Genomic DNA, 8,753 nt, shown 5'->3' with positions numbered 1-8,753 from the left:
TGCAAGCCCGAGGGCTGAGAGGAGGGACTTCTTCATGGATCGTTTCCTTTTCTTTCGCGGGCGTCTATGAATCGGGGCGATAGCCCGACCGCCGCGAATGGGATTACGCTCCCGATTTTTTTCGTCAGTATTTCCCGATTGTAGAATTTTGTTTCTGGACTGTTTCTGGGGAATCCGGGCGGCGACTTGGCCGCCCTGTTCGACTACATCGGCGGAACGACACCATTGTTTCCGACCACGACGCGACTGCTGCTCAGCGTGCCGCCGCTGTCCCGCTGAGCGGTAACGAAGACCGTAGCGCCCGGCTTGAGATCGGTCGGTGCGGCCGGCGCGAAGGTGACGACTGGCGTGTTGTCGGGGATCGAAATCTTCTTTGTCTGGCCATTGTCATAGGTCAGCGTGACCGCTCGACCGCTTACATCGGTGACGTCGGCGACGGTGCCGTTGGTCATCCGGCTGTTTGGCTGCAGGTCCCAGGGACGGTCACCTTCGCCGGTGCCTTTCAGCGCGGCCGGGAAAACCACCACCTCCAGGGCACCGCTGCCGCCATCCGCTTTCGACACGGAGGCGATGCCGAGGAAATCGCCCTGCTTGATGTCCTTTACGGATGCGTTGGCGACGCCTGAGATCTTCCAGTCGGCATTGAGCTTGATTGCCGAAGTATCGCCCTGGCGGGTTTTCACGGTGAGCAGCGATGGTTCGAAACTGACCACGGTGCCGCGCACGCGCTGCGCGTCCGCCGCTTGAGCGCTGCCCACACCGGCGACGGAAAGGCTGGAGATCGTGCCGAGCACGACCATGAGTGTCTTCAAGTTCATTGCAGAGGTCCTTCCGGAAACGAGCTGGCTGGAACCGGATGGTTTTCACGCCAGCGACTTGGGGATAACGAACGAGCGGGGCGAAACTGCCGGGCAAAAGGTCAATCGAGCATTCAAAACAACTTGATCGCGACGTGTACCCGATCCCGCGGTTCACGATCCCGTGACGGTCCGTTTGGCTCTTGGCAAATCGCTGCCGAGCGGGCATCTTCCCGATCGTCTCAGGCAACACTCCTCATTTGATCAAACTCTTTCAGTCATGGAGTTGCCAATGCCCCATAATGCAAAAAGCGAAGCCCTCTCCGAACCGGCAACCAACGGGAGCGGGCCAGATTACAGCACCCTCAGAGCGATGCGGGAGGCCCGCGGCTACAGCGTGGAAAAGCTGTCCCTGACATGCGGACTGTCGGTCGATGAGATTGAGGATATCGAGAACGGGAGGATAACGGATCCGTCGAAGCTGCGTCGTATTGTGTCCGCGCTTCGACTTTCCCAGGAGGCTCTGATCAGCCCTGTGCCGACACCGGCGGCGCAAGGTCGATCCCTGGCATAGATCCGCGCCAAGCATTCTAGAGCTAGAGAAACCCGCCAAGGCCCCTTGGCGGGTTTCCTCGTACCTGCCGCAGCGTTCCGCTTCAGCCTGGCGCTTGCCGATTTGTATGTCGCACGTCCTTATACGCGCGGCGGCCTTGGCTGCCGGACCGCAATCCGCCGTCCTTCACGGTTTTGAACCATGGGTTTTCGACATGAGCCTGGACTCCGTTCGTGCCTTCTTCGCCGCCCACGCACCCGACATCGATGTCATCGTGACCGAGGCGAGCTCGGCTACGGTGGCATTGGCGGCTGAGGCGCATGGCGTGCTGCCGGCGCAGATCGCCAAGACGATCTGCCTGCGCGTCGGCGACCGCACCATGCTGGTGGTGACCAGCGGCATCGCCAGGCTGGACAACCGCAAGTTCAAGGACCAGTTCGGCGGCAAGCCGCGCATGCTCGACGCCGCCGAGGTTGTCGAAGCGACCAGCCACCCGGTCGGCGGCGTCTGCCCGTTCGGCCTGCCGGCGCCGCTGCCGGTTTATTGCGACGTATCGCTGCGCGAATTCGAAGAGGTGGTGCCAGCGGCAGGCGCCACCAATGCAGCGGTGCGGATTGCGCCGCAGGGGATGGTTGAGCTTATCGGCGCTGAGTGGGTTGATGTTTGCCAGGGGTAGATCAAGAACACACCGCAGCGAGCATCACAGGCCCGGTTTCAGTCGCGCCCATGACCTACCCCCGGCATTATTGGGTCTTTATAGTCCTATCATTTTGCAAAATATCCAGGACTTTGTCACCAGAATTTGATGGAGGTGACGCTGGTGTTGTTACTATCACCTGTTTGCCATCTTTATTGACGATCTCAACCTTCTGCGGCGGCTTTGGAGTGTTGTCAAACAGCGATATGTCCAGCGTGTTTGTCAGCGTCTGATGGCCAGTGAATCCCACCTCCCCATTGGCGCTCACAAGGGTGAACCCGGGCTTGAAGCTTCCATCGTAGTCGATGCCAAATTCGATCGTGTGGCCGAACTCCCCGGGTTTCAGGTGATTGCTCACCGCAGACCTCAACCAGTCGCCAAGGCCCAAATCTCCATGAAAGGGTTTCAACCCTTTCATATCCGCACACCACCCACCCGTTGCTTCGTCCTGGGTCACGGTTCCCTTCAAGACGGTGGTCTCGAATTTGCGATCAAGAAGTGAGAAGCCCGCCCCAAGGTTTATTTTATGCGTGTTGTATGGAACTCCCCATTGCAATGTGTTGATTCCGGCTCCGTACTTGCGTTCGATTTTCAAGGTAATAATATAGGAGGCAGCATAAGGTTTTAGCGCGCTATTCGCTCCTGACGCACTGCGCAGCGCGGCAGAAATTTGACAGTGGACGGCGTCCTTAACACTCGCGGGCGTGACACCTTGGACAGCGACTTGATTTGTCCCGCAACCAGATACTGCAAGAATAGCTATTAAATTCCAGTAGCGCATTTAATCCCCCGATCCCCAAAAAGAATCAGGTTGCGCGCGTCAAATGTACAAATCAATCGCAGAAGTTTATCTGTTTTTTTACTGAAATAACGTTATCTTATTGTTTGTATTAATTTTTAGGCGCGCCTGACGGGAATTCGCGGGCTGTGAATATCGGGGAAAACTCCCACGATATCAGTACCCACGGCCATATCCGAGAATGGAAGGGACACGGTGCGTCGTAAAAACTGGGGATTGCAAGGATTATTGGTCGGAGTGGCCGGATTCGAACCGACGACCCCTTGACCCCCAGTCAAGTGCGCTACCGGGCTGCGCTACACTCCGGACCGGTCGCGATGTATCGTGATAACCCCGTGCGGGTCAACCGAATTCCGCGACTTTTATCCCGCTGCGATTGCGGGTGCTGATGAGCGCTGCAAGGCAGGCCGCAAGAGCAGCTGGTGGCGGTATTCCAGCGCGATGGCGCCCCAGATCAGGCCGAGCAGCAGGTAGACATGGCGCCAATGGTCGATGTCGATGAAGGTGCCGAGCCCGATATTGCCGATGAAGGCGACATAGGCGCACAGGAGATAGGGCTGCCATGGCCGGTCGCGCAGCAGGATGCGGAATCCGGCTGCCATCGTCCAGGCGACGAGCGTGAGGAACGACACGAAGCCGAGCCAGCCATAGTCCATCAGCATCTTCAGCCAGATGTCGTGGGTGTCTTCGCCGAAGATCGTGCCGAAGACCAGCGGGCCGATGCCGAACGGATGCTCCATCGCCATCTGGAAGCCGATGCCGTAGCGGGCGAAGCGGCCGAGGCGGGCGGTGTCGTAGCTCTGCTCGAGATGGGCGCGGTTGGAAAACATCTCCGACACGCCGGGCAGCTGCAGGATGACGATCATGGCGACGACCAGCAGCGCCAGCGCGGCGATCGTCATCACCACCACGCGCAGCCGGAACATGCCGCTGGCGCTTTGCAGGAACAGGCAGCCGGTGAGCAGGACTGCCGAGACGGCGAACATGCCCCAGGCGCCGCGCGAGAACGAGAAGAAGATACCGGCGGTGATGATCAGCAGCGGCACTGCCAAAAGCGGCATGCGCGTGACCGGTCCGGTCAAAAGCAGATAGAGCAGATAGATGCCGGGCAGCACCAGGAACGGTCCGAACACGTTCGGGTCCTGGAAGGCGCCGGCGGCACGGTCGTATTTGGTGAACATTTCGGCGCCCGGAAAGGCGTGGAAATAGCCTGCAATGCCAAGCAGCGAGGTCGCCACGGCGGAAACCACGTAGGCAATGAAGATCAGTCGGTAGAGGCTCGGCTGTACAGCGGTGATCGATGCGAAGAACACCGCGCTGAAGGCAAGAAACAGCGATACGGCGAGATAGAGCGGCGTGTTGGCGAGGTCCGCCATCTGCGTCATGGAGATCATGCCGCCAATGTTCATCGTCACCAGCAGGACCAGGAGCGGCGTGGCCGCGCGGGAAATCCTCAAGCCGAAAAGCGCCCAGATGGCGATCAGCCCAGCCATGTAGAGTTCATAGGGCGCCGGCTCGCTGATGACGAAGCCGGACAGCAGAATGCCGAGGAAGACCGCGCCCGAGGAAATCAGCGCGGTCAGCTTGGCGTTGACCGCCGCGCGCGGCAAATCATGGCTGATCGCGCTCAATAGGCGTTTTCCGTGTTGAGCAGCCGGATCGGCGTCAGGAACAGGATCCGCAAGTCGAACAGCAGCGACCAGTTCTCGATGTAGTAGAGATCATATTCCGTCCGCATGCGGATCTTCTCGTTGGTGTCCATCTCGCCGCGCCAGCCATTGATCTGCGCCCAGCCGGTGACGCCGGGCTTGACCTTGTGGCGCGCGAAATAGCCGTCGACCACTTCATTGTAGAGCAAATTGTGCGACTGCGCGGCGATGGCATGCGGGCGTGGACCGACCAACGACAGCGAACCCAAGAGCGAGTTGAAGAACTGCGGCAGCTCGTCGATCGAGGTCTTGCGGATGAAGCGGCCGACGCGGGTGACGCGCGGGTCGTTCTTGGTCACCGTCTGCTTGGCGGTCGGGTCGGCCTTGTCCGTATACATCGAGCGGAACTTGTAGACCTCGATGATCTCGTTGTTGAAACCGTGCCGCTTCTGGTGGAACAGCACCGGCCCCTTGCTGTCGAGCTTGATGGCGATCGCGGTCGCCAGCATCACCGGCGAGAACACCACGATGCCGATCAGGCTGAAGACGATGTCGAAGGCGCGCTTGGCAACCGAATCCCAGTCGTTGATCGGCTTGTCGAAGATGTCGAGCATCGGCACCGCGCCGATGTAGGAATAGGCGCGCGGGCGAAACTGCAGCGCGTTGGAATGCGCCGACAGCCGGATGTCGACCGGCAGCACCCACAGTTTCTTCAGCAACTGCAGCACGCGCGATTCGGCGGTCAGCGGCAGCGATACGATCAGCATGTCAATGCGGGCGATGCGGGCGAATTCGATCAGTTCCGAAATGGTGCCGAGCTTGGGATAGCCAGCGACGATGGGCGGCGAGCGCTTGTCGCCGCGATCGTCGAAGATGCCGCAGATGCGGATATCGTTGTAGGGCTGTTTTTCGACTGAGCGGATCAGGACTTCCGCCGCCTTGCCGCCGCCGACGATCACGGCGCGCCGCTCCATGCGGCCATCACGCGCCCAGGCCCGGATCAGCTTCGACATCACCAGCCTGAGGCCGAAGATGAGAACGAAGCCGATGACGAACCAGGTGCCGAACAAAAGGCGCGAATAGTCTTCCGACATCTTCGTGGCGAACGCGGTCAACGCCATCAGCGCGAAGGCGCCAGCCCAGGCCAGCAGGATGCGGCTGAAATTGGCGATGGGCCGCATCAGGGCGACGATCTGGTAGCAGTCGGTGACGTCGAGCAGCACCACGGCAAGGAACGACGCGGCCGCGATCGTCAGCGGATATTGCCAGGCGAGATAGTTGAAGAACCCGACATAATGGAAATAGACGCCGAGCCCGGACAGCAGCAACAACCCGAATTCGACCATGCGCAGGACGCCACTGACCATGATCGGCGACATGGTATCGCGCCTGTACTGCGAAGCGACCTGGCGGGCGACATCGTTCATGCCGCCAGGCGTGTCGCCATCGGCCGGGCCGTCGAATTTACGCACCGCCTCTGGTGAAAAGCGGCGCGCGGGGTCGATCTCGTTCATGGGGCTTTCCGCAAGCTTCCCTTCGGTGAATAGCAAAAGAGAGCTAAGAAACCCTTGAAACAACCCGTGGCTTTGAAACGGCTTGGCCTTTGCGTCTATTTGCCGAGCGCGGCGAAGTAGGCCTTCTCGATGTCGGCGGCCATCACATCGGCGCCGAAGCGCGCCTTGAGGTCGGCGCCATCGGGCATCAGGTCGTGATAGGCGGCGGGGTCGGCCAGCGCCTGGCTCATCTTGTCGGCAAGCTCGACCGGGTCGGGCTGGATCAGGGCAGGGGAACCGGTGCCGAATATTTCTGGAATGCCGCCGACCGCGGTTGCGATCATCGGCTTTCCCGCGGCAAGCGTTTCCAGCACGATATAGGGCATGGCCTCGGCGCGCGAGGGAACGATGACGAGCGCCGCCAGCGCAAAAGCCTCCCTGGCCGGCATCGGCGGCAGGAAGCGGACATGGCGCTCAATCCCGAGGCGTTTCACTTGCGCGTGGTAACGCGGCAGGTCGTCTCCGTCGCCGACCATCACCGCGGTCAGCGCGCGGCCGAACTGGGGGCCGGCGAGGGCCAGTGCATCGATGAAGATGTCCGGTCCCTTCAGGTCGCGCATCATGCCGATATAGAGCAGATCGGCCGCGTCGGGCTCCGTGACCACCGGTTCGAATTCGGTGGCGCGCAGGCCGTTATAGACCAGGGCGTTGGGAATGGGCGGCTCGCCGACCTTCCTGCGATATGTTCGCCGTTCATAGTCGGAGACAAACAGCAGGTAGTCGGTGAAGCGGGCCATGAAGCGCTCGAGCGCGAAGAATAGCTTTCCGGTGGTCGTGTTCTCGTCATAGTGGAGAGAGCCACCATGCGGTGAATAAAGGCGGGCTACGCGAGACCTTGATACCCGCAACAATGAGCCGAACAGACGGGCATAAGCGCCACCCTTGGCGCCGTGCCCGTGCAACACGTCCGGCCGCAATTCCTTGATGATCCTGTAAGTGCGCCAGGCCGAGGCAAGGTCGCCCGGGCCGACATGGCGCTGCATCGGCGTGCGATGGATGCCGAGCGCCAGCATGTCCTGCATCTGCTCGAACAGATGTTCCTCGAACTCGCCGCCGGTGGTCGAATCGCAGACGATACCGACGGAATGCCCGGCCGCGACCTGCGCCTCGGTCAGATCGCGCACATGCCGGAAAATTCCTCCGACGGGTGAACGAAAGCAATGGACGATCCTGAGTGTGTCCGCCACTTGGTATCTGTCAGAACAGACGTTCGCGGACGTAGACGGTATCGCCGGGCAGCAGCGGGTCAGAGGTGACCACGCGGCCTGTCATCACCTTGCCGTTGATGTCGCGGGTGATGTCGACGCTTTCCTGATTGGCGCGCGGCGAGAAACCGCCGGCAATGGCGATTGCCTTCTGCACTGTCAGGCCGGGGACGTAAGAGTATTGCCCCGCGGCTCCGACTTCGCCCATGACGAAGATCGGCCGGTAGCGGTCGATCTCGACCGAGACGTCGGGATCGCGCAGGTAGCCTTGCCGCAATTTGTCGGCGATTGCCTTTTCCATCTGCTGCGCGGTGTGGCCGCGCGCTGGTATGGCGCCGACAAGCGGGAAGGAGAGGTAGCCCGACTGGTCGACGCTGTAGGTGTTGGTCAGCCCGTCCTGCTCGAACACGGTGACGCGGACGCGGTCGCCGGCGCCAAGACGATAGGGCTGATCGAGTACCTCATGAAAGGCCGCCGGCGTCGGCCGGTAACTGGAACAGCCAGCAAGCATCGATACGGCAAGCAGAGCGCGAAACAGGGAAGCAGTGCTTTTCATGACCGGACAGGTACCTTCGACTGGCCGCTGCAGCGTCGCAGCAAACATCAGGGATCGAGGCCCGTTATCATCCTGTTAGGGTTAATGGCCGGTAAAGGGAGCGGCCGACACGCGGCGCATCGACAAGAGTTTTACGATTTTTGGCGGTTTTGTTTATCCCCCGCCAGTAAACCCTAACAGGAACTTACCGCGATCTTAACGGCTGAGTTACCATAGTTGTTTACGGTGCGTGCTGACCCAGTATCGGAGTAGGGATGCATGTCCGTTCAGTCCGCGGCCGCAGATGTCGACGTCGATCTCAGGCAGCTCTTCGCCAGCCTAGCGAGGAACTGGCTGCGCATAGTTGTCGTCGTCCTGGTGGTGACGGGGCTGGCGTTCGCCTTCGCTTCGCTGGCGACTCGGCACTATAAGGCCGAGACGCAGGTGGAGATCGCTCCGCGTGAATCCGTCTATACGCGGCCGGCCAGCAACAACAACGACACCGACAAGCCAATTCTCGACGAGCAAGGCGTCGCCACCCAGGTCCAGATAATTTCCTCCAACGAAATCCTCAAGCAGGTCGCGCAAAAGCTTGGTCTGGAAAAGCTGCCCGAGTTCGACGAAGCGCTCGATATGTCGCCGTTGAGCCGTGCTCTGGTTCTAGTTGGCCTGAAAAGCGACCCGATGGAAATTCCGACGGAAGAGCGCGTCCTCAAGAAAATGCACGAGAAGCTCAACGTCTATGGCGTCGAGAAGACCCGCATCATTGCTATCGAGTTCTCATCGGAAGATCCCAAGCTGGCGGCCGCCATACCGGACGCCATTGCCGCCGCCTATATAGCGGGGCAAGGGGCGGCCAAGCTGGAATCGAACAACGCTGCCGCCGACTTTCTGGCGCCGGAGATCGCCGATCTGCAGCAGCAGGTCAAAACCGCCGAGGCGAAAGTCGCCGCCTACCGCTCACA

Annotated in this window: 9 protein-coding genes and 1 tRNA gene; 3 read left to right on the top strand and 7 right to left on the bottom strand. The window is 60.5% G+C overall.

Annotated features, from left to right (window positions below; genetic code table 11):
• Nucleotides 1-203: 203 nt before the first annotated feature.
• Nucleotides 204-818, bottom strand: a complete 615-nt coding sequence (locus EN935_RS12700) for a hypothetical protein (RefSeq protein WP_127264774.1) — start codon at nucleotides 816-818, stop codon at nucleotides 204-206.
• Between the two features lie 271 nt (nucleotides 819-1,089).
• On the opposite strand from EN935_RS12700, the gene EN935_RS12695 reads away from it, so the two are divergent.
• Nucleotides 1,090-1,371 (top strand): helix-turn-helix transcriptional regulator, encoded by a 282-nt coding sequence (locus tag EN935_RS12695; protein ID WP_126069384.1) that lies wholly within the window; start codon nucleotides 1,090-1,092, stop codon nucleotides 1,369-1,371.
• A 193-nt stretch (nucleotides 1,372-1,564) separates the two neighbouring features.
• On the top strand, nucleotides 1,565-2,026 hold the full coding sequence (locus EN935_RS12690; protein ID WP_127264773.1) for a YbaK/EbsC family protein: 462 nt from the start codon (nucleotides 1,565-1,567) through the stop codon (nucleotides 2,024-2,026).
• A gap of 67 nt (nucleotides 2,027-2,093) precedes the next feature.
• On the opposite strand, the gene EN935_RS12685 is transcribed toward EN935_RS12690, so the two are convergent.
• The 6 genes from EN935_RS12685 to EN935_RS12660 form a co-directional block, all read right to left on the bottom strand.
• The gene (locus EN935_RS12685) at nucleotides 2,094-2,828 is read right to left on the bottom strand and encodes a hypothetical protein (protein WP_127264772.1); all 735 of its coding nucleotides are present in this window, start codon (nucleotides 2,826-2,828) and stop codon (nucleotides 2,094-2,096) included.
• Nucleotides 2,829-3,075: 247 nt separating this feature from the next.
• A tRNA-Pro gene (locus EN935_RS12680) sits at nucleotides 3,076-3,152 on the bottom strand.
• 56 nt (nucleotides 3,153-3,208) lie between these two features.
• Complete coding sequence (locus tag EN935_RS12675) at nucleotides 3,209-4,477, bottom strand: O-antigen ligase family protein (RefSeq protein ID WP_109669441.1); 1,269 nt, start codon at nucleotides 4,475-4,477, stop codon at nucleotides 3,209-3,211.
• Nucleotides 4,474-6,009: an undecaprenyl-phosphate glucose phosphotransferase gene (locus EN935_RS12670; protein ID WP_109669444.1), complete on the bottom strand. Its 1,536-nt coding sequence runs from the start codon at nucleotides 6,007-6,009 to the stop codon at nucleotides 4,474-4,476. Before EN935_RS12670 ends, EN935_RS12675 begins: the two co-directional genes overlap by 4 nt.
• A 95-nt stretch (nucleotides 6,010-6,104) precedes the next feature.
• A complete protein-coding gene (locus EN935_RS12665) occupies nucleotides 6,105-7,235 on the bottom strand; it encodes a glycosyltransferase family 4 protein (RefSeq protein WP_127264770.1) in 1,131 nt (376 codons plus the stop codon).
• A 10-nt stretch (nucleotides 7,236-7,245) separates the two neighbouring features.
• Nucleotides 7,246-7,809 (bottom strand): polysaccharide biosynthesis/export family protein, encoded by a 564-nt coding sequence (locus EN935_RS12660; protein WP_109669803.1) that lies wholly within the window; start codon nucleotides 7,807-7,809, stop codon nucleotides 7,246-7,248.
• Between the two features lie 258 nt (nucleotides 7,810-8,067).
• Between EN935_RS12660 and EN935_RS12655 the strand changes: the two genes are divergently transcribed.
• On the top strand, nucleotides 8,068-8,753 hold a 686-nt coding region (locus EN935_RS12655), incomplete at its 3' end, for a Wzz/FepE/Etk N-terminal domain-containing protein (RefSeq protein WP_245488931.1).

This window comes from Mesorhizobium sp. M7D.F.Ca.US.004.03.1.1 (assembly GCF_003998635.1).
GTDB classification, from domain to species: Bacteria; Pseudomonadota; Alphaproteobacteria; order Rhizobiales; family Rhizobiaceae; genus Mesorhizobium; species Mesorhizobium loti.
The sequence above is the reverse complement of the archived record's forward strand: the minus strand, read 5'-3'. Positions and strand labels throughout refer to the sequence as shown.